The sequence below is a fragment of the Dokdonella immobilis genome (assembly GCF_900115085.1).
Lineage (GTDB): Bacteria > Pseudomonadota > Gammaproteobacteria > Xanthomonadales > Rhodanobacteraceae > Dokdonella > Dokdonella immobilis.
On sequence record NZ_FOVF01000001.1, the window covers coordinates 60,064 to 80,060 of the forward strand.

General features: G+C 64.6%; 18 protein-coding genes. 5 read left to right on the forward strand and 13 right to left on the reverse strand.

Annotated elements, in window-relative coordinates; translation table 11 throughout:
• The first annotated feature begins 11 nt into the window (after positions 1-11).
• Both BM125_RS00190 and BM125_RS00195 read left to right on the forward strand, forming a co-directional pair.
• Positions 12-323 carry a hypothetical protein gene (locus BM125_RS00190; RefSeq protein ID WP_092403877.1) on the forward strand — a complete coding sequence of 104 codons (312 nt, stop codon included), beginning with the start codon at positions 12-14 and terminating at the stop codon, positions 321-323.
• Between the two features lie 92 nt (positions 324-415).
• Positions 416-913 carry a C40 family peptidase gene (locus tag BM125_RS00195; protein ID WP_092403878.1) on the forward strand — a complete coding sequence of 166 codons (498 nt, stop codon included), beginning with the start codon at positions 416-418 and terminating at the stop codon, positions 911-913.
• Between the two features lie 43 nt (positions 914-956).
• Here BM125_RS00195 and BM125_RS00200 read toward each other — a convergent pair whose 3' ends face one another.
• Together BM125_RS00200 and BM125_RS00205 are read right to left on the reverse strand one after the other, a co-directional pair.
• Positions 957-1,457, reverse strand: a complete 501-nt coding sequence (locus BM125_RS00200; protein WP_092403879.1) for an FKBP-type peptidyl-prolyl cis-trans isomerase — start codon at positions 1,455-1,457, stop codon at positions 957-959.
• Between the two features lie 94 nt (positions 1,458-1,551).
• Complete coding sequence (locus BM125_RS00205; protein WP_092403880.1) at positions 1,552-2,088, reverse strand: YkvA family protein; 537 nt, start codon at positions 2,086-2,088, stop codon at positions 1,552-1,554.
• 311 nt (positions 2,089-2,399) lie between these two features.
• Between BM125_RS00205 and BM125_RS00210 the strand changes: the two genes are divergently transcribed.
• Complete coding sequence (locus BM125_RS00210; protein WP_092403881.1) at positions 2,400-3,710, forward strand: DEAD/DEAH box helicase; 1,311 nt, start codon at positions 2,400-2,402, stop codon at positions 3,708-3,710.
• A 231-nt stretch (positions 3,711-3,941) separates the two neighbouring features.
• Here BM125_RS00210 and BM125_RS20885 read toward each other — a convergent pair whose 3' ends face one another.
• The 11 genes from BM125_RS20885 to ndk form a co-directional block, all read right to left on the reverse strand.
• Positions 3,942-6,074, reverse strand: coding sequence for a M4 family metallopeptidase (locus BM125_RS20885; protein WP_342741282.1), 2,133 nt, complete (start codon positions 6,072-6,074; stop codon positions 3,942-3,944).
• A gap of 611 nt (positions 6,075-6,685) precedes the next feature.
• Positions 6,686-7,834: a molybdopterin-synthase adenylyltransferase MoeB gene (gene moeB, locus BM125_RS00220; protein ID WP_092404122.1), complete on the reverse strand. Its 1,149-nt coding sequence runs from the start codon at positions 7,832-7,834 to the stop codon at positions 6,686-6,688.
• 6 nt (positions 7,835-7,840) lie between these two features.
• Entirely contained in the window at positions 7,841-9,106 is a 1,266-nt protein-coding gene (locus BM125_RS00225; protein ID WP_092403883.1) for a molybdopterin molybdotransferase MoeA, read from the reverse strand.
• Positions 9,103-9,708, reverse strand: a complete 606-nt coding sequence (locus BM125_RS00230) for an NTP transferase domain-containing protein (protein WP_092403884.1) — start codon at positions 9,706-9,708, stop codon at positions 9,103-9,105. The genes BM125_RS00225 and BM125_RS00230 overlap by 4 nt, the downstream gene beginning before the upstream one ends.
• A 27-nt stretch (positions 9,709-9,735) precedes the next feature.
• Complete coding sequence (gene der / locus BM125_RS00235; protein WP_092403885.1) at positions 9,736-11,136, reverse strand: ribosome biogenesis GTPase Der; 1,401 nt, start codon at positions 11,134-11,136, stop codon at positions 9,736-9,738.
• A 115-nt stretch (positions 11,137-11,251) separates the two neighbouring features.
• On the reverse strand, positions 11,252-12,409 hold the full coding sequence (gene bamB / locus BM125_RS00240) for an outer membrane protein assembly factor BamB (protein WP_092403886.1): 1,158 nt from the start codon (positions 12,407-12,409) through the stop codon (positions 11,252-11,254).
• Complete coding sequence (locus tag BM125_RS00245) at positions 12,406-13,065, reverse strand: YfgM family protein (protein WP_175497776.1); 660 nt, start codon at positions 13,063-13,065, stop codon at positions 12,406-12,408. The genes bamB and BM125_RS00245 overlap by 4 nt, the downstream gene beginning before the upstream one ends.
• A 127-nt stretch (positions 13,066-13,192) precedes the next feature.
• On the reverse strand, positions 13,193-14,230 hold the full coding sequence (locus tag BM125_RS00250; protein WP_175497778.1) for a helix-turn-helix domain-containing protein: 1,038 nt from the start codon (positions 14,228-14,230) through the stop codon (positions 13,193-13,195).
• Between the two features lie 118 nt (positions 14,231-14,348).
• A complete protein-coding gene (pilW, locus tag BM125_RS00255) occupies positions 14,349-15,131 on the reverse strand; it encodes a type IV pilus biogenesis/stability protein PilW (protein ID WP_092403889.1) in 783 nt (260 codons plus the stop codon).
• On the reverse strand, positions 15,121-16,233 hold the full coding sequence (gene rlmN, locus BM125_RS00260; RefSeq protein ID WP_092404124.1) for a dual-specificity RNA methyltransferase RlmN: 1,113 nt from the start codon (positions 16,231-16,233) through the stop codon (positions 15,121-15,123). The genes pilW and rlmN overlap by 11 nt, the downstream gene beginning before the upstream one ends.
• A gap of 12 nt (positions 16,234-16,245) precedes the next feature.
• Complete coding sequence (gene ndk, locus BM125_RS00265) at positions 16,246-16,671, reverse strand: nucleoside-diphosphate kinase (protein ID WP_092403890.1); 426 nt, start codon at positions 16,669-16,671, stop codon at positions 16,246-16,248.
• Positions 16,672-16,912: 241 nt separating this feature from the next.
• On the opposite strand from ndk, the gene BM125_RS00270 reads away from it, so the two are divergent.
• On the forward strand, positions 16,913-17,533 hold the full coding sequence (locus BM125_RS00270; RefSeq protein WP_092403891.1) for a TetR/AcrR family transcriptional regulator: 621 nt from the start codon (positions 16,913-16,915) through the stop codon (positions 17,531-17,533).
• A 78-nt stretch (positions 17,534-17,611) separates the two neighbouring features.
• A complete protein-coding gene (locus tag BM125_RS00275) occupies positions 17,612-19,984 on the forward strand; it encodes a 3-hydroxyacyl-CoA dehydrogenase/enoyl-CoA hydratase family protein (RefSeq protein WP_092403892.1) in 2,373 nt (790 codons plus the stop codon).
• Positions 19,985-19,997 lie beyond the last annotated feature (13 nt).

Here is a 19,997-nt window from a genome sequence, read left to right on the forward strand (position 1 = left end):
CGGGGAATCTGATGAACGTATCGACCAACGAACTGCTGCTGGCCCTGCGGGCTCCGACTTCGGGTTGGCTGGCTGCCGTGATCTGCGCGCTCGATGAAGCCTTGCTGGATCCCGACTTCAGCGCCCAGCATCGCGAAATGCTGCGCAGCCTGCTCGACGCCGGACAGGTTCCGGGCAACGTCGCCAGCGCCGCACAGGAGCGTCTGGTTCGCTTCGAAGAAGCCGTGCAGACCCTGCATGAAGCACTCGTCGGCGATGACGAAGCCCCGGCCGAGGTTGCAGTAGCACGCCCACGCCTGAGCCTTTGCGCCTCCGCCGCCTGATTTTCCAGAGGCGCCGACCGTTTCCGAATCCGCGGCCGGCCCTCCTTTTCTTTTCGATTGACACATCGCCCGGCCTGTCACAAGGTCGGGCGATGTGCTTTTCGCGTCTCGCCATTCTGCTGACCGTGTTGCTGTGCGCCTGCGGCCGGAACGAGGTGCGCCAACCGTTCCCGCTGCAGGGCGCCTCGCCGGATCAGGCATCAGACATCACCAGTGTCGCCAATGCAGTGCTGTTCCGGGCCTTGGCCCTGGTCGGCACGCGCTATCGGTACGGCGGCAACACGCCCGAGTCGGGGTTCGATTGCAGCGGCCTGGTCGGCTACGTATTCCGCGATGCCGCCGGGATCGGCTTGCCGCGCACCTCGGCCGAACTGGGCACTCTGGACCAGCCGGAAGTATCCAGGGAAAGGCTGCGCGGCGGAGACCTGGTCCTGTTTGCTTCGGGTCGACGGGTCAGCCATGTCGGCATCTACGTCGGCAACGGCCGCTTCGTCCACGCACCAAACAGCGGCGGAACGGTCAGGCTGGACAGTCTGGATGCACCGGGCTGGCGGGAACTGTTCCGATCCGGCAAACGCGTCATCCGCTGAGCCGCTGGCCCGACGCAACCGTAGCCAACGGCCGGGGCCAGGCTCAGTGCGCCTCGCCGTGGTCGACGCCTTCTGGCCCGTGCACGTGGCCATGGGCGATTTCGTCCTTGCTGGCCTCGCGAACCGCAACGATCTCGATGTCGAAATGCAGATGCTTGCCGGCCAGGGGGTGATTGAGGTCGACATCGATGACGCTCGAACCGACCTTGCCAACGGTCACCACGCGCTGGCCGCCCTCCTTGAGCGCCAGCATGGTGGTCATGCCCGGCCGCAGACGTGCGGCATCCCGAAAGTACTTCTTCGGCACCCGCTGGATATTGCCTTCCATCCGCGGACCATAGGCGTCGGCTGGTTCGACATCGACCTCCAGGGTATCGCCAACGGAGTGGCCGAGCAGCGCCTTTTCCAGGCCCGGGATGATTCCGCCATGGCCGATCAGGGCCACCACCGGCTGGCCGGATCCGCGCGAGCTCTCGATTTCACCGCCGTCATCGCCCCGCAGCGAGTAGTGGAACGAAACGACGACGTTGTTGGTTACCTGCATGCCTGGCTCCGGTGCGGTTGCGTGTGATCTGGACAGCTGCCCAGTTTAACCCCGATCGCGCGAGATTCGAGTGTTCGGCGCCGCCATCACGCAGCTACGGATCGACATGCGCGTCGACGCGCTCGCGCCTCGATGCCAGTTCCTCCATCAGGGTCGTACGATGCACGGCAAGCAGTCGCGCCCGCGCCGTTCTGGCGTCCATGGCGTCGGCCGTCGCGGGCATGGCACTGCGCACCGAGCAGAACTTGCGGTAGGCGCCAAGGACGTGGCGCATGCGGCGGGCCAGCAGTTCAAGCATGATGGCATCGTCGATCAGGCCGATGACCTCGATGTGGTCTGGAATCAGGTCATCCGGATCGCCGAAATAGGCGAGCGCAGCGAGCGCATCGATGCGCTCCGGCCCGCGCAGGTTCCAATCGTCGTCCTCGAGCATCAGGATCAGTCGCTGCACATGGACGAGCCGCTTGCGCACGTAACCGGGAATCGTAGCGATGCAGAGACTGTCGAGCGCCTGCTTGGCGGCGTCGACGATATCGACTTCATCGGCGTCGCAGGCCAGCCGCCGGGCACGATCGAAGGCACCCTGGAAGTGTTCGATGTCGGCCGATTCAAGTTCGAAGGTGATTCGCATGGGCGTCGAATAGTACCGTTCAGGTAGCCGGCGTCAAAAGGAATCGACCATCGTACGGCGTGTGCAGACTCAAGTTTCGCTGGATGCGCCCCCCAGCTTGCTGTAAGCTTCACGCGTTTCGTCGCGTTGACCCCCGATTTCCCTTCCGGTCATTCGGCTGCATTCCTGTTGATCGGCATGCATCGAACCTCACCGCTCGCGGTCCCGACGCCCAGAACCGGAATGCCCGCCACGTAGGCCGGCGTCCGCAAAATCAAGACCTGCAGCGCGGTTCATCAGGGACGCTCCGGGTTATCTACCAGGAGTTTTCCATGAGTTTCGACACCCTCGGGCTGTCGCCAGCACTGCTGCGCGCGCTCGAAGAACAAGGCTATACCCAACCCACACCGGTCCAGTCCGAGGCGATTCCGGTCGTCCTGGCCGGCCATGACCTGATGGCTGGCGCCCAGACCGGCACCGGCAAGACGGCCGCGTTCGCCCTGCCCGTGCTCGAGCGCCTCTACCCGGATGGCAAGCGCATGCCCCTGGCACGCAGGCCGCGTGCCCTGATCCTGACGCCGACACGCGAACTGGCGGCCCAGGTGCAGGAGAGTGTCCGCACCTACAGCAAGCACATCGGCGTCAAGTCGGCGACGGTTTTCGGTGGCGTTGGCATGGGTCCGCAGATCGACGCCCTGCGTCGCGGCGTCGACATCGTCGTGGCTACGCCGGGGCGCCTGCTCGATCACATGCAACGGCGAACGGTCGACCTGGCCGGGATTGAAATCCTCATTCTCGACGAAGCGGACCGCATGCTCGACATGGGCTTCCTGCCAGCCATGAAGCGCGTGCTCGGGGCCCTGCCGACGGCACGCCAGACCTTGCTCTTCTCGGCCACGTTCTCGACCGAAATCAAGGGTCTGGCCGCCCAGTTCATGCGCTCGCCGCAGGAGATCCAGATTGCCAAGCCGAACAGCGTGGCATCGACGGTCACCCACCGCGTGCACCCGGTCAACATGGAAGCCAAGCGCGACCTGCTGCTGCACCTGCTCAGTCTCGACGGCAGCCAGACCCTGGTCTTCTGCCGGACCAAGCATGGCTCGGACAAGCTGACCCGCCAACTGGAGAAGTCGGGCCTGCGTGCCGCGGCCATCCACGGCAACAAGAGCCAGAACCAGCGCACCCGCGCCCTGGCCGACTTCAAGAGCGGCCGGATCAATGTCCTCGTCGCCACCGACATCGCCGCGCGCGGTCTCGACATCGACCAGTTGCCGATGGTCATCAACTTCGATCTGCCCATGGTCGCCGAAGACTATGTGCACCGGATCGGCCGGACCGGCCGCGCCGGTTCGGAAGGCCTGGCGATCTCGCTGGTCAGCCGCGCCGAAGAAGGCCTGCTGCGGGATATCCGCAAGCTGCTCAAGCAGGACATCGCCATCGTCGATGTGCCCGGCTTCGAGCCCTCACAGCCGCTTCGACTGGACGGCCCAGGCGCAAGCGGCCGCCCGCAGCCATCGCGCTCACAACACGCGCGACGGCCGCACGCCCAGCAGCCACGCGGCAAAGGCGACAACGAGCATGCGGCGGCCAACAAGCAGCGTCGCCAGTGGCGGGGCAAGCCCAAGGCCACGCTGCAGTCCTGAGTGGCAGGGGTCGGTCGCCTGGCGAGCGGCCCCGTTTCCCGCCCTGCACCGACAGCCCCGCGCACGTCAGCGTCCGCCTGACCGGCGCGCGCCAACCTGGACTGCTGGCAGAACCGGCCCGGCTGTCGTTGGGCGAACGGGCACGGCGGAAGAAACTCCGTTGCGGTGGCCAAAAAAGAGACCCCGGCCGAAGCCGGGGTCTGCGAAGCAATCAGACCTGTCGGCCAGATCCTAGAACGTTACGCTCCAGCTGTTGATGTAGCCGGTGTCGCCATTGGCGTTGTCATTGACCCGCAGTTTCCAGGTGCCGTTGAGGGCCTCGCTGGAGAGGTTGAAGGTCACGGTCTTGTTGATGTCGTCGGTACCAGCGCCGGTCCTGTTGTGGATGTTGTAGAGCGAACCATCGGGCGCCACCAGGTCGACCTTGAGGTCGCCCTGGTAGGTATGCACGATGGCCACGGTGACCGAAGCACTGCTCGGCGCATTGCCCGAGCGGCCTGAAACCGTGATCGGGCTGTCGACCGTGGAATTGTCCAGAATCGAATAGTCGGTGGTGTTGCTGTAGGTCTGTGCGCCGCCACCGCCGCCGCCACCGGTCGTGTAGCTGCCCGTCAGCGAAACACCGGAAAACGTGGAGTAAGCCTTCAGGCGCACGTAGTAGGTTCCGGCCTGGGCGGTTGCGATCGTGCAGGTTTCAGCATTGCCGGACTTGTACGGACGACAGTCGTAGGACGTGTCGGTCGGTGCGCTGCCGAACTTGACATACATGTCGGCATCGCCGCTGCCTCCCGACATGACGAAGCTCAACCCGGAAGCCCCGGACGGAACGACCAGGGTGTAGTTCACCGAGTTGCCCGTGGACGCGCCGATACCGGTGACGGCGACGCCATTTGTCAGCGCCCCGCCGGTACCGCCACCGCCGCCACCGCCGCCGCCCGGGCAAGCCACGCCAACCGAAGTGAAGGCCGCCGTCACCGCAGCCGCACTCAGACCGAGGTCAGTCGCTGCGGTCCCGACGCCGCAGGCGCCACTGTTGAACGTGCTGCTCGGCGTCCAGTACAGCGCATTCGCGCGGGCGAACACCTTGAACGCGCTCGGCGTGTTCCAGCCCGAGGTCGTGGCCAGCTTGTAGAACGCCTTGTTGTAGACGCCCGAGGAGTAGTGCACGTCCAGCGAGCTGGTGTAGTCCGCGGCATTGTCGATCGAGCCGCCGTCCTGCGGCGGATTGGCCATGTAGCGCAGCGCGCCCGAGCCCTTGAAGATCTCCGGACCGACCAGGAAGTCGTTGCTGCCCTTCCAGTAGTATTCGGTGGCTTCGCCGCCCATGTCGGAGTAGGCCTCGTTCATGCCGCCGGACTGGCCCGAATAGGTCAGGTTCGAGTGCTGCTCGGTGTAGCCGTGCGAGACCTCGTGGCCGGCCACGTCGACGCTGACCAGCGGATAGAAGGTCGTCTTGCCGTCGCCGAAACTCATCGTCGATCCGTCCCAGAACGCATTCTCGTACTGGCTGCCATAGTGCACGCGCATGATCAGCTGGAAGGTCAGCGCCTTGCCGCCGGTATACGCGCTGTACATGTCCTGGATCACGCCACCGAAATAATGCGCGTCATTGATCGGCGAGTAGGCGCCGTTGATGGCCTTGTAGGTGTTGTTAGGGCAGGTATAGGAATAGGCCGTCGTGCTGCCGCCGGTGCTGCCGTTGAGGTTGACCGACTTCACGTCGGTGTTGTTCATCGTGCAGGTGCTGCCGCTCTGGCTGACATCGAGGTAGCCGTAGCGCCCACCCGAACCCCACTGGTACTGACCGGTCTTGGCGTTGCCGCCGGGGCCGGTGCCGATCTCGGCCGTGGTCAGGCCTTCCCACTGCTTGAGCACGAGGCCGGTCTGCGCATCGACGATGACGAACGGACGCGTCGGCTCACTGATGCCGAGCTTGCTGCCTGACGTCCGGTAATCGGCGAAGAAGGAGACGACATACGCCAGGTGCGCCCTGTCGTTGTCGTCCACATAGATCATTTGCCGGGCTGACTGGTTCTCGATCTGCATCGCAGATGCGCGGCTGCCAAGCGCGGCCTGCCTTGCAGCGGCCAGCGCATTGTTGGCGCCCACGACCGGCGCGCGCATGGGAATCTCCATGGCCAGACCGCCGACCGAGCGACCGAACAGCGACTTCAGGTTGCCACGGCCATCCTCGGCGACCACGACATGCTCGCCCCAGACCGGAATGCCGCGGAAGTACTGCTGATAGCGATAATGGCGGGTGCCATCGGCGTCGACCGAAGCTCTGATCTCGCGCAATGTCGACTCGCTGTCGAGGCCGAGCATTTCCGCGTGGCGTTCGTTGCTGACGGACGAGGCACCCATGCCTGCCGTCGCGCTCGCATAATTCGCGCTCAGGCTTGCGGCATCCTGCTGGTGGAGGTCCACCCGGGTCGCGGCCTGGGCCGACCCAGCGATGATGCCTATCGCCAAAGGCAATAATGCAATTTTAAGATTCCCACTGATATTGGTTTTGATCACGGATTGATTCCCAAGATAGGTAATTGGTTGCCGCCGAAGCGACCGTGAGTAACACACCAATTCCGGGTGGACGACACGCACCATCCTCTGGAGCCGTTCAGCGGCTCCACCTTCCACGCATACCGTTGCGATATTCCCCGGAGCGCGCCATTGACCCCCACGGTCGATGGCACGCCGGCGACGCTAACAAGTTGCACGTGAAATGTAATGACGCAATGCAATGAAACCGGAAAATTCCTGGCTTCGGGCGCCACATGACGAACTAGAGTATTCAGGCGAAAGTGGACGATCGAAACGATCGCGACGGCCCTTTACCCGTGCATCGCCACTACCAGGAACCCTGCCCTGCGCCCTCGCGGACAGTCCGTGAATCATCGCGATCCAGCGCGAATCCAGCACTTGCACAATTCATGCAAAGGATAACTTGACCCCAGGTATATTGATGGAGCCAGATCTCACCCGGCGCACACTCGCGCGATCTCCTCGTACCCGGTGAACGACGCGGATGACGAACAGCCGGGACAGGCCGGATCGCGCGCCAGCGCGAGTTCCTGGAAACGGGTTGCCAGTGCATCGAAGCACAGCAAACGGCCGACCAGCGGCGCGCCCTGCTGCAGGATGAGCTTGATGACTTCGGTAGCCTGCAACAGACCGATGATGCCGGGGAGCACGCCGAGGACACCCGCCTCGCTGCAATTCGGCGCCTCCGCAGCCGAAGGAGGTTCCGCGAACAGGCAGCGATAGCAGGGCGAATCACCACGGCGCGGATCGAAAACGCTGATCTGGCCGCTGAAGCGATGCACGGCACCGTACACCCAAGGGATTCGCAAGCGTCGGCAGGCTGCATCGAGCAGGTATCGGGTGGGGAAATTGTCCGCGCCGTCGACGACCATGTCATGGCCGGAAAGCAGGGCTTCGACATTGCCTGCGCCGATGCGCTGTTCACGGGTTTCGATGCGGATGGCGGGATTCAGCGCGCAAAGCGCGATTCGCGCGGACTCGGTCTTTGCCATGCCGACGCGCGCGTCGACATGGACGACCTGGCGTTGCAGATTCGAACGTTCGACCCGGTCGTCATCGATCAGGGTCAGCGTGCCGACGCCGGCCGCAGCGAGATAGAGGGCCGCCGGGGAACCGAGGCCTCCGGCGCCTACCAGGGCCACCCGCGCCGCTGCCAGGCGCCCCTGCCCGGCAATCCCGACTTCGGGCAGCACCAGATGCCTGGCGTAGCGCTCCGCGGAATCCGCGTCCAGCGCGCCGTACTCGACCGCAAGGCCCTCGCTGCGCCAGCGCTGGAATCCGCCACGAACCGACGCGACGTTGCGGTATCCGAGGTCGCGCAGTAAATCGAGGGCCTGCAGGGATCGACGGCCGCTGGCGCAAATAGTGATCAGCGCACGGCTCGGTGCGGCGCCAATCGCTACCAGATCCTCGGCAAAGCGCTCGGGCGCCATACCGATCGAGAAACGCGCAGCACCCGCGGCGCGCTCATTCGCATCGCGGACATCCAGAAGCAGCGCGCCCGTTTCCATGAATTCGAGCGCCTGTGCGGGATCAATCTCGCCATGGGCGGGTAGCGCGCGGGCTGGATGGCGGGCTTGCATCGACACTCAGGAGCATTCCGGCAGGGGCATGACCGTGACCATTTCACCGGATTCAAGGTCGTGTGTCGATTCGGGGATGACGATAAGGCCATTGGCCTGGACCACGCCGCGGAGCATGGCCGAGCCCTGCCCTGCGAGCGGCCATGCCCGGCAAGTGCCCTCGTCGTCGACTTCAATCCGTGCGCGAAGAAACTCGGTCCGATCGTGCGACTTGCGGATCGCCGTTGCAAGTTTCGCCGCATGCATGCGCGGCAGGACATCCCGGCACCCTTGCATTGCGGCCAGGCCCGGACCGACCAGGGCAAGAAAGGTCGCCATGGTCGAAACCGGATTGCCCGGCAGGCAGAAAACCAGGGCGTTGCCGATCTCGCCGAACAGGAATGGCATGCCGGGGCGCATGCGCACCTTCCAGAAGTGTATGCGCCCGAGCTCTCCGACCAGGCGTGGCAGGTAGTCGGCTTCGCCAGCCGAGACGCCACCCGAAGTGATGACGACATCGCCGTGGGCAGCCGCGGCAGACAAGGCTACGCGAATCCGCTCGACATCGTCGCCGAGGTGGCCGAATCCTGCCCCGGTGTCGGCGCCGCCCGCAGCGATTTGCTGGACTCCTGATATCGCGAGCATGGCCGACAGGCTGTAGCCGTTGCTGTTGTAGATCTGGGCCGGCGAACAGGCGTGGCCCGGCATCACGAGCTCGTCGCCGGTGGTCAGTATGGTGACCCGCGGTCGGCGCGAAACCTCGATCGTGGCCAGCCCGAGCGAGGCGATCGCCGCGATGCGCGCGAACGTGATCCGCTCGCCAGCATGGACAACCACCTCGCCGGCGCGAAAGTCTTCGCCGGCCGGACGCACATGGGCACCGGAAATTTCACAGGCCTGGACGATTGCGGTTTCGCCATCGACCCGCACGCGCTCCTTGATCACGACCGTATCGGCGCCGGCTGGCAGCAGCGCACCGGTCGTGATGCGCAGGCACTCACCGGGCCCTATGGACAACTCGCTGGCGCTTCCGGCCAGTCGAGTGCCAACGATGCGCAGTCGACGCGTTCCGTCGCTCGGCAGGTCCGTGCCGCGCAGCGCAAAGCCGTCCATCGCCGAATTCGCGAACGGAGGCAGGTCGCGCGGCGCCACGATGTCCCTGCCGGCAACGCGAAGGCGGGCCTCCTCCAGGGCGACCTGTTCCATTGGCGTGCGGCGATCGAGGCAGATCTCGAGGATGCGTCGACGCGCTTCGTCGACCGGCAGTGCCGTGACCGCCTGCTTCATGCTCATGCCCGCTTGTCCGCGAATGCCTCGAAGTCTGAGGCCGTGTTGAGGTTGACCCAGGATTCCGGGCCTGCGGAGACGACGATTTCGCGTGCCCCGATCGCATCCTGCCAGGCACTTGCGCCGAGACCCGATCGTAGCGCCAGCGCAGCGGAGTCCGACAGCGAACTGCGATAGAGGGCAAACAGCGGCTGACGCCGGACTCCGTCATGCGCGACCAGCGACGGGTAGCCATGCAGGCAGGCCTGACGCCAGAAGCCATCGAGCAATCCTTGCGGTGGCGTCGGACAATCGACCGGCAGGGTGAACAACCAGGGCGAACGGGTCGCCGCGAGCGCTGCGGCGATTCCGGCGAGGGGTCCGGGATAGTCGGGCTCAGTATCGGCAATGACCTTTCCATAGCGCGCATAGATCGCCGCGTTTCGATTGGCCACGATCAAGCGTTCCCCTCCCTTCGGCCGGCCCAGGCTGTCGACGACCCATTCGATCAGCGGCCGACCCAGCAGCGGTTGCAGCCCCTTGTCGACGCCGCCGAGCCGGCGCGAGGCGCCGCCGGCCAGAATGGCCGTTGCAATCTCTTGCCGGGCCAGTCCGATGCTGCTCGTCATCACGTTCTCTTTTGGCTTATCGCGATTCTATTTCTTGCCGCGCGGGGCTTTGCCAGGTGCGCGCGGGCGGCGCCTCTGCTGGCCATCGGCCTGCACGTTCTTCCGGGTCGCATACGGATTCTCGCCCTCGCGAAAGTCGATGCGGATCGGTGTTCCCTCGAGCTTGTAGCGCTTGCGAAAGAAGTTCTCGAGATAGCGCCGGTAGGATTCGGCCAGGTGCTTGGTGCGCGAGCCGTGTATGACGATGGTCGGCGGGTTGGTCCCACCCGGATGCGCATAGCGCAGCTTCGGCGCATGTCCGCGGACCAGGGGCGGTTGGAAGGCGGCGTAGGCCGTTTCCAGCGCGCGGGTCAGGTCGGACGCCGTCAGTTTGGCGTTCGCCGCGGCATGCACGCGATTGACACGCTTCATCAGCTCGCCGATACCGGTGCCGTGCAGGGCCGAGATCGTCAATCGCGGAGCCCACTCGACGAATGTCAGCTTGCGCTCGAGCGAGCGCTTGCACTGGTCGCGATCGTAGGTCTTGAGACCGTCCCACTTGTTGATTGCGATGACCAGGGCGCGTCCGGCCTCGAGGGCGTGCCCGATCAGGCCGGCGTCCTGGTCGGTAACGCCTTCGTTGGCATCGAGCAGCATGACCACGACATTTGCTGCATCGATCGATTGCAGGGTCTTGATCACGCTGAATTTCTCGACCGCATCGTCGATGCGGGCCCGACGTCGTACGCCGGCCGTGTCGATCAGCGTGTATTTTCGTCCGTCGCGTTCGAGCGGGATCCTTATCGAATCCCGGGTCGTGCCGGCGACATTGGAGACGATGACGCGGTCCTCACCGAGCAGGCGGTTGACCAGGGTCGACTTGCCGACGTTGGGACGCCCGACGATGGCCACACGGACTCCGCCCTCGTCCGCTCCCGACGGCGTTTCGGGCTCGCCGGCAGGCAGCAAGGTCTCGATCGCCTTGACCAGTTGCAGGGTGCCGTGACCGTGCGACGCGGCAAGTGGCATCGGATTGGCCACGCCGAGGCGGGCGAAATCGGCCAGTGCCACCGATTCGTCGAGACCGTCGAGTTTGTTGACGGCAAGCAGCATCGGCTTGGACGTACGCCGCAGGCGTTCGAGGATGGCCTGGTCGGTCGGCAGCAATCCGTCTCGCGCATCGACGACGAATACGACGACATCGGCTTCGGCAATCGCCAGTTCGACCTGGCGCGCTGTCAGTCCGGCCAGACCTTCATCGCTATCGGCCAGGCCACCGGTGTCGACGAGCACGAAATGGCGTTCGCCGAGACGGCAGAACCCGTAGTGGCGATCCCGGGTCACCCCGGGCATGTCCGCGACCAGCGCATCCCGTGTGCGGGTCAGGACGTTGAAAAGGGTGGACTTGCCGACGTTCGGGCGTCCGACCAGGGCGACGACGGGTAGCATCGCGGGCGCTCCGTTGATGTGGCATCGGACGCATCGTCGATGCAGATCCGATGGATCCATCCGGCGGCGACGCCTGGCTCCCGGGGAGGAAGACAGGCGGCGTCGCTCGAATCAGTTATTGAGTGCGAAATGCGGCGATCCGGCCGCCGGCATCTTCGATATAGAGGGTATCGCCACTGACCACCGGCGCACTCTCGATCGGCTTCTTGCCGATTCGCTCGCGCGCGGAGAAGGAGCCGTCCTCGAGGCTGAGCCAGTGGACATAGCCTTCGAGGTCGCCAACCACGGCGTAGTTGCCGACGATCGCGGGCGGACTGAGCCAGCGATGCAACAGGCCCTCCTGCTTCCACAGATTGGCGCCGCTTTGGCGATCGAACGCCCATACGTTGCCGTCGGCATCGCTGACGACAACCGCAGTTGCACCGACTGCGAGGCCGGCGAAGCTCGACAGTTCGCGGGCCCAGGCGGGACGACCGCTGTCGGCATAGAACGAGGCGATCTGGCCATGGTAGCTGGTGGCGAAGAGCTGGCCGTTGTCGAGCACAAGCTGGCCGTCGGCATCTGCCAGGCGCTCGACCTCGGTGCGTCCCTCCCCGGCCGACAGAACCTGGCTCCAGGCCGGCGCACCGTCGGTCTGACGCACCGCGACGATGCGTCCGCTGTCGTAGCCGTCGAAGACGAATCCGCCACCGATCAGTGGCGAGGCGCTACCACGCAGGCTTAGGACCGGAACTGTCTGCTCGTAGACCCAGCGTTGGGTGCCATCGGCCGGATCCAGCCCGAACAGGCGACCGTCCTGGGAGCGCACCGCGACCACGCCGTCGGCGATCGCCGGCGCGCAGATGATCTCGGAGCTGAGCTGGGTCTGCCAGCGCTCGCTTCCGTCCGCGGCAGAGAAACCGCGCACCTGGCCATTCAGGGAACCCACCACGACGAGATCGTCGCTGGCCGCCGGGCCGCCGGCCCAGCGCAACTTCTTGTCGCGGCTGGACCATAGCGTGCGTCCGTTCGCTGCATCCAGGGCCTGCACGGCGCCGTCGACGCTGGCCACATAGAGGCGATCGCCAACCACGGCCGGATGCATGCGCGCACCCGACTTGCCCGCACCCTTGCCGATCGAGGCCGACCACAGCGTCTCGACACTGACGCTGGGTGCGAATTCGACCAGCGCGGTCGGTGGCTCGACGTTGTCCTTCTTGCCGAGCCCCTTGATCCAGTTGCAGCCACCCAGGGCCGCTGAAACGATGACAACCGCCAGCAGCGCTCGCTTCATGATTTCTGCTTCTCCGGCGTCGCGGCCGACTTCAGGTCACCCAGCTTCATTTCGACGAAACTGCGGCTGGGAGACTGCAGGTCCATGTGCGCCAGGGCTTCCGTATAGGCTGCCCGCGCATCCTCGGTGCGCCCCAGTTTGGCCAGGACATCGCCGCGCAACTCGCCGGCAAGATCCGGGAAATCGGTCTTGGCGATTCGATCGAGGTGGCCGAGCGCGGCCTCGGCCTCACCGAGGGCAAGGCTGACCCGAGCCTGACGCAAGGCAATGAGGGACTTCATCGAGGCGTCGCTGGCCAGTTGGCCCGCGCTGTCCAGACTCGCTGCCGCCGCCTTGAGATCGCCCTTGCCCGCTTCGGTCTCGGCCTGGCTCAGGGTCGCAAACACGGCGTAGGGGCTGTCCGGGAAGTCCTTGCGCAGTGCTTCGGCGATACGCGTGGCGTCATCGATGCGCTTGGCGTCGACCGCTTCGGAAAACGCCGCGTACTGCATGGCCGCCTCGGCTCGCGTGTGTGCGACGCGCGCCTTCCATTGCTGATATCCAAAAATGAGCAAAAGGCCGATGACAATGCCAATGAGAATGGACATTGCGTTGGCGCGCAACCACTTGCGCACCAGTTCACCTTGTTCGTGCTCGTCGAGAACTTCAAAAGCCATACGCATCACCGAGTGAGGCGCCGCAAATCAGGAAGTGCCGGGAACCGGCGGGGGCGGCGCGGGGGGCGCTAGGGTAACAGGATTTCGCCGCACACCTGTAAAAAAGGCGTGGCCCTGCCGGCCTGATTCAGGAGTCGATCCGGCTGGCCAGCTTGCCCTCGGCAAAGACCCGCAGGTGGGCGACATTGGCTCGCTGGTAAGGGGCCAGCTCGACACGTTCGCCATCGGCCGTGATTTCGGCGCCACCGGCATTGCCGATACGCACCGAGACGGGCTGATCGGTCGAATAGGTCCGCTCGATGCCCGCCTCGAGGAGTCCGTATTCCAGCTTCTCGCCGTCCGCCGAAGTGATTTCGATCCAGCTCGGCTGGGCTAGCTTCAGGGTCAGCGAGTGCGCTGCGGCAGAAACGGGAGCGTCTTCGGTAGCGGCGCTGGCGGGAGCGGGAACTGCCGAGGTGGCGAACGGCGCCATCGAGGCGACGATAGGAGACGCCTCGTCGTCAGCGGACGTCGAGGGAGCCTGCAGGGCGGCATCCCGATCGGGCCCGTTCACGGCACCGACCCCGCTGGCATCCGCCCCGACGCCCTTCGGCTGCGCGCCGGTCACGCCAGGCGAAGCCACTTCGAGGGTGGCCACCGGCCCATCCAGCATGACGGTACGCGCCAGATTCTGTTCGAGTCCGCCATGCGTGGCCAGCCACACCGCGGGGCCGATAACAAGTCCGGTCAGGATCAGATAGGTGGCACTCACCGAGTAACGATCAAGAAGATAGCGGGAACGCGAAACCCTTCCGGTCGAAACCAACGGTGCAGGCTGCTGACTGACCTCGGCGACCGCGCGCTCGGCAAGTACGAGCGGCAAGCCGAGCAGACGCGCATAGCTGGTCAGGTAGCCGCGCAGGTAAACGGCATGGGAAATATCCGAGTAGTCATCCTGTTCGATGAGGCGAATCAGGCGAGCCTGCAGCTTGAGACGAGAACCGACTTCCTCGCAACTCCAGCCCCGCTTTTCGCGCTCGGCGCGCAGGCGCGAACCGATGCGGGACTCGGAACTGTCGACAGCGTCCAGCGCAGGCAGCCTGATGTCGTTCGACGCGGACGCCTCGATCGGCTGCTCCGCGGACACGCCCTGCGATTCCTGCTGTTCGACGCCTTCTGTGCTCACTGGTTGGTTCTCCGCGATTGCCAGTAGTTCCAGTTGATGGTAGCGGTCCGGTGTCATCGCACCGCACCTGCATTCGAGGCACGCCATTTGCGTTCCAGCTGGGGCCCCATCCGGCACCTCATGGCGAACCCGGCGTATCGAGAGAACGCGCCTGCTCGGAGTCGGGAAACCTTTCACGCAGGCGCCGCGTGTAATCCTGCGCAGTCTTGCCATTGCCCAGACGCAATTCGATGTTACGACCCAGCATCAGCGCATCGGCGCCTTGCTGCCCCACCGCTTCGTAACGCTGGATGAACGCACGGGCCCTGAAAAAATCTTCCTTGCGATACAACGTCGTCGCCATCTGGAACAGGGCTTCGGAATTGTCCGGATCACGCTCCAGTGCCGCGCGCAGGTCCCGTTCTGCAACGTCCAGCTTGCCTGCCTTGATCGCACAAGTGCCGGAGTTGGTCAAGGCCACAACGGGTGTTTGATAAAACGGATCTGCGACGGCGCGCACAAAATAGGTCAGCGATTCATCGTAGCGGCCCAGTTTGCACAGAAACGCACCGTAATTGTTGTTCTCGTTGCCCGACTTCGGCATCAACTGCGCGGCACGCCGATAGTGTTCCTCGGCCTTCGCATTGTCGCCGATGCGCTCATAGAGCAGCGCGATCACGGTATGCGCATCGGCGTGGTTGACGTCCGCGGCCAGCGCCTTGTTGAGGTTCTCGAGGGCCACTTCGAGTTTGCCCTGGGCGAGATACTTCTGGCCCAGATCCGTGTACAGCGCGGCGGCCTTGGCCTTCGGACTCTCCGGATCTGCCTGGGCGACCGGTCGGCCACCCGAGCCGGCGCCGGTCGCGCAGGCGGCCAGCATCAGGGCCAGGAAAACGGCGATAAATCTGCCTTCATGCCGCATCGGCTACACCCTTTTCGATCTTCTTGCGGAACTCGGCCTGGCGTCGCGTGCGATCGGCGACCTGACCCTTGAGCTGACCACAGGCCGCGTCGATGTCGTCGCCTCGCGTGCGTCTCACCATGGTCAGGGCGCCGGCATCGAGCAGAATCTTCTGGAATTCGCGGATTGCCGATTCGTCGGACCGTTCGAATCGCGTACCGGCGAATGGATTGAACGGGATCAGGTTGATCTTGCTCGGCACCTTGCGTACGAGCCTGGCCAACTGCCGGGCGAGCTCGGGGCTGTCATTCACGCCCTTCATCATCGTGTATTCGAAGGTGACCGTGGTGCGCGGACGCTTCTGCGTGTAGCGCAGGCAGGCGTCCATCAATTCGGCTATCGGGTACTTCCTGTTCAGCGGCACCAGCTCGGTGCGCAATGCATCGTTCGGTGCGTGCAGGGAAACCGCGAGCGAGACGTCGCTCTCCTCGGAAAGCCGGTCGATCATCGGCACGAGTCCGGCGGTCGACAGGGTGACCCGCTTGTTGGCCAGGCCAAAGCCGAGATCGTCGCGCATGATGTTCATGGCACGCACGACGTTCTCGAAATTGAGCAACGGTTCGCCCATGCCCATCATGACCACATTGGTCAGCTTGCGCTGATGATGCGGCACGTTGCCGAGGTGGCGGGCCGCGACCCAGACCTGGCCGATGATCTCGGCAGTCGACAGGTTGCGATTGAAGCCCTGGGTTGCGGTCGAGCAGAACTGGCAGTTGAGGCCGCAGCCGACCTGCGAGGACACGCAAAGCGTGCCACGCGAGCTTTCCGGGATGAAGACGGCCTCGATGGCATTGCGGGCATCCATGCCGAGCAGCCATTTGTGCGTCCCGTCGGTCGACTGCTTTTCGAACAGGATGTTCGGCGGCACGATTTCGGCGACCGCCTCGAGCTTGCTGCGCAAGGCCTTGCCGACATCGGTCATCTGCGCGAAATCGGTGACATGGCGGTGGTACATCCACTTCATGACCTGATCCGCCCGATACGGCTTTTCGCCGGCCTGCGCAAACCAGTCGCGCAGGCCCTGGCGATCGAGGCCGAAGAGGTTGGTCCGGGTCTGCGCCATGTCCATCGACGATCAGCGCGCCGTGATTTCGGAGCTGGCGAAGAAGTAGGCGATTTCGACTTGCGCGGTTTCCGGGGCGTCGGACCCATGCACGGCGTTGGCGTCGATCGAGTCGGCGAAATCCGCACGGATCGTTCCGGGCGCGGCCTTCTTCGGATCGGTGGCGCCCATCAGGTCGCGGTGCACGGCGATCGCATTCTCGCCCTGCAGGGCCTGGATCATGACGGGTCCCGAGATCATGAAATCGACCAGGGCCTTGAAGAACGGGCGCTCACGATGGACCGCATAGAAACCTTCGGCCTCGGCACGCGAAAGCTGCTTCATGCGCGCGGCGATGATCTTGAGGCCGGCCTTCTCGAAACGGGAATAGATTTCGCCGATCACGTTCTTGGCAACCGCATCGGGCTTGATGATGGAAAGGGTGCGCTCCAGCGCCATTGTTGTTCGACCTTTGGATGGGGGGAGGTATTCGGATGAGCCTGACGTCGACCGCAGGGGCAAACCCACGGCAATCCGGATAGTTAGCGCACTATCCGACCTCGCATTCTAGCTAGTTCCGCCATGGAATTGCACCCCGGCATGGTGACCGCATGCGCATTTCGGACATTGCTCCCGCAGTCCGGCCGGCTTACAATTCAAACGCCCGTTTGGTTCCTTCGCCCCAACTGGACTCGCCTGCTTGAATTCGCCCCACTTTTCGACCAAGGAACGCATCCTCGGCGCCGCCGAGGAACTGTTTGCGCGCAACGGTTTCGCTGGCGCCTCGCTGCGCGAGCTGACCTCCACGGCCAAGGTCAACCTGGCGGCGGTCAATTACCATTTCGGCTCCAAGGACAACCTCGTCAACGAAGTCTTCCGGCGCCGCCTCGACGAACTCAGCGCGCAGCGCCTGGAGGCCTTGCAGCAGGTCCTGTCGCGGCCAGCGCACACGCTGGAGGACATCCTTGCCGCCTTCATCCACCCTGCCTTGCTGTTGTCTCTCGACAAGTCCGGTGGATCGACCTTCGTGCGCGTCCTGGCCCGCGCCTATGCCGAGCACAATGAGCGCCTGCGCAAGTTCCTCTCGGAGAACTATGGTCACGTGCTCAAGGAATTCGCCAATGCCTTCGGCGCCCGCTTGCCCCACCTCGACAAGGAGGAGTTGTACTGGCGCATCGACATCATTGCCGGCGCGCTGACTTACGCCATGGCCGATTTCGGCGTCATCAAGCGACGCGCTTCAATGTCCGAAAAGATCCACCGCGAGCGTGCCGCGGAACACCTGATCCGCTTCGCCGCGGCCGGCCTGCGCGCCGAATAGACCGCGACCCTCATTTCCACGATCCCGTTGCAGCCGCACGCGGCTGGATCCTTCACCGCCTGTCCCGCGAGGTAATGCATGAACACATCGTCCCTCCGCATCCGCAAGGTTGCCGTGCTCGGCGCCGGCGTCATGGGAGCGCAGATTGCCGCGCACCTGACCAATGCCGATGTCGAAACCGTCCTTTTCGACCTGCCCGCAAAAGAGGGGCCGAAAAGCGGCATCGCGATCAAGGCGATCGCCAATCTCGGCAAGCTCTCGCCGGCGCCGCTGGCCGAAGCCACGCGCGCAGGATCGATTACACCAGCCAATTACGACGAGCACCTGGACTGGCTGAAGGACTGCGATCTGATCATCGAGGCGATCGCGGAGCGGCTGGACTGGAAGCTCGATCTTTACAAGAAGATTGCTCCGTATGTCTCTGATTCTGCATTCATTGCGAGCAATACCTCGGGTCTTTCGATCAATGCCCTCGCGGAGGCCTTGCCGGCTGCCATGCGGCCGCGCTTCTCCGGCATCCATTTCTTCAACCCGCCGCGCTACATGCACCTGGTCGAGCTGATCCCGGACCGGCAGACCGACCCGGCCCTGCTCGCCGGGCTCGAAGCCTTCCTGACCACGACCCTCGGCAAGGGCGTGGTCATGGCCAAGGACACACCGAACTTCATCGGCAACCGCATCGGCGTATTCTCGATCCTCGCCACGATGCACCACACCGAACAATTCAAGCTCGGTTTCGATGCCGTCGATGCGATCACCGGGCCCGCCATCGGTCGGCCGAAGAGCGCGACCTACCGGACCTCGGACGTGGTCGGCCTCGACACCATGGCGCACGTCATCAAGACCATGGATGACACCCTGCCCGACGACCCCTGGCACAGGTACTACAAGGCTCCGGCCTGGCTGACCGCATTGATCGACAAGGGTGCGCTCGGACAGAAGTCCGGCGCCGGCTTCTTCCGCAAGGTCGGCAAGGACATCCAGGTGCTCGACCTCGGCAAGCAGGACTATCGGCCGGCCAGCGAAGGCGCCAGCGACGAAGTCGGCAAGATTCTCGCGATCAGGAACCCGGCCGAAAAATTCGCCGCGCTGCGCGCCTCGACCGACCCCCAGGCCCAGTTCCTCTGGGCCATGTTCCGCGACCTGTTCCATTACACCGCGTTCCATCTGGCCGATATTGCCGACAGTGCGCGCCATGTCGACCTCGCGATCCGCTGGGGCTACGGCTGGAAGCTCGGCCCGTTCGAGACCTGGCAGGCGGCCGGCTGGAAGCAGGTTGCCGGCTGGATCGCCGAGGACATCGCCGCCGGCAAGGCCATGAGCGACGCCCCCCTGCCGGCCTGGGTCAGCGATGGCCGCGATGGCGTGCACGGCAACGACGGCTCCTGGTCGCCGGCCCAGGGCAAGAACATTCCGCGTCCGGATGCCCCGGTCTATCGGCGCCAGCTTTTCCCCGATCCGCTGCTCGGCGAGACCTTCGATACCGGCACGACGGTCTGGGAAAACGATGGCGTCCGCCTCTGGCACCAGGGCGACGACATCGGCATCGTCTCGTTCAAGACCAAGATGCACACGGTCAACGACGCCGTCCTCGACGGATTGCAGCGCTGCGTCGAGGAGAGCGAAAAGCGATTCCGCGCCATGGTCATCTGGCAGACGGGCGAGCCGTTCTCGGCTGGCGCCGACCTCAAGGGCGCGCTCGGTTTGATCAAGGACGGCAAGATCGAGGCCTTCGAAGCGATGGTCGCCAACTTCCAGGCGACCAGCCAGCGCATCAAGTATTCGCTGGTGCCGGTCGTAGCGGCCGTGCGTGGCATGGCCTTCGGCGGCGGCTGCGAGTTCCAGATGCATTCGGCGCGCACCGTGGCCGCGCTGGAAAGCTACATCGGCCTGGTCGAGACCGGGGTTGGCCTGCTGCCGGCCGGGGGCGGCCTCAAGGAATTCGCCCTGCGCGCGTCGCGCAACAGCGTCGACGGCGATCCGTTCAACGCGATCAAGAAGGCGTTCGAGGCCGCGGCCATGGCCAAGGTCTCGACCAGCGCGCTCGAGGCGAAGCAGCTCGGCCTGCTGCGGCCCGACGACGTCATCGTCTTCAACAGCTTCGAACTCCTGTACGTGGCGAAGAACGTCGCCGCATCGCTGGCCGAGACCGGCTGGCGTCCGCCCCTGCCCGCGCGCGACATCGTTGCCGCCGGCGACGTCGGCACCGCCTCGCTGAAGATGATGCTGGTCAACATGCTCGAAGGCCGCTTCATCTCCCCGCACGACTACGAGATCGGCAGCCGCATCGCCGACACCCTCTGCGGCGGTGCCATCGAACGCGGTTCCCTGGTCGACGAAACCTGGCTGCTCGATCTCGAGCGCAAGCATTTCGTCGAACTCGCGCAGATGGCCAAGACCCAGGAGCGCATTGCGCACACGCTGACGACGGGCAAGCCGCTCAGGAACTGAGATTCGGGATTGG